The sequence below is a fragment of the Sphingomonas sp. CCH9-F2 genome, assembly GCF_001556735.1.
GTDB classification, from domain to species: domain Bacteria; phylum Pseudomonadota; class Alphaproteobacteria; order Sphingomonadales; family Sphingomonadaceae; genus Sphingomonas; species Sphingomonas ginsenosidimutans.
This window is the reverse complement of sequence record NZ_LSJO01000643.1, coordinates 1-1,127: the sequence shown is the minus strand read 5'-3', so window position 1 is coordinate 1,127 and position 1,127 is coordinate 1. Positions and strand designations below refer to the sequence as shown.

General features: G+C 67.3%; 1 protein-coding gene and 1 pseudogene. Both read left to right on the top strand.

The genetic code is table 11. The annotated features are described in order from the left end of the window. Positions 1-651 (top strand): annotated as a pseudogene (locus AX685_RS18115) (elongation factor 4); the annotation flags it as partial. A gap of 48 nt (positions 652-699) precedes the next feature. After that, a partial coding sequence (gene modA, locus AX685_RS18110; RefSeq protein ID WP_156445915.1) for a molybdate ABC transporter substrate-binding protein occupies positions 700-1,127 on the top strand: 428 nt, incomplete at its 3' end.

Sequence of the window (1,127 nt, the reverse complement as noted above, 5' to 3'; positions counted from 1 at the left end):
GATCTGCACAACCCCGCCGACATGCCCGATCCGAACAAGATCGCGTCGATCGCGGAGCCGTGGATCGAGGCGGTCATCTACGTCCCCGACGAGTATCTCGGCTCGATCCTGAAGCTGTGCCAGGACCGCCGCGGCATCCAGAAGAACCTGACCTATGTCGGTGGGCGCGCGCAGGCGACCTACGAACTGCCGCTCAACGAAGTGGTGTTCGACTTCTACGACCGGCTGAAATCGCTGTCGAAGGGCTATGCCAGCTTCGACTATCACCAGATCGGGCACCGTGAGGGCGACCTGGTCAAGATGAGCATCCTCGTCAACGAGGAGCCGGTCGACGCGCTGTCGATGATCGTCCACCGCGGCACCGCCGAAACGCGCGGGCGCGGCATGTGCGAGCGGCTCAAGGAACTGATCCCGCGGCATCTGTTCAAGATCCCGATCCAGGCGGCGATCGGCGGCAAGGTGATCGCGCGCGAGACGATCAGCGCGATGCGCAAGGACGTTACCGCTAAATGCTATGGCGGCGACATCACCCGCAAGCGCAAGCTTCTGGAAAAGCAGAAGAAGGGCAAACTGAAGATGCGCGAATACGGCTCCGTGCAGATCCCGCAGGAAGCCTTTATCGCGGCGCTGCGGATGGGCGACGAGAACTGATCCCTTCCGTTGGTTGTATCCGACCGGATACGGTGCGATGGTGACGCGATGCGTCGCCTGATCGTCCTGCTGTTTGCCCTGCTGGCACTTTTCGCCGTCCCGGCCACCGCACAGTCGCGCGCGCCGCTGGTGCTGGCGGCGGCGAGCATGCAGGAGGCGCTGACCGATGCCGCCGCGGCCTGGGCGGCGCGCGGGCATCCGCGCCCGGTGCTGTCGTTCGCGGCGTCCTCCGCGCTGGCGCGGCAGATCACCGCGGGCGGGCGCGCCGACCTGTTCGTCTCGGCCGACGCTGACTGGATGGATGCGGTGGCGAAGGCCGGGCTGATCGTGCCGGGCACGCGCGCGACGCTGGTGCGCAACCGGCTGGTGGTGGTCGGCCCCGCCAACGGTCGATCGGTAGTGGCGACGCGCGGCGCGGCGCTGGCGAAGGTGCTGGCGGCGGGACCGCTGGCGATGGCTGATCCCGCCGCCAGCAC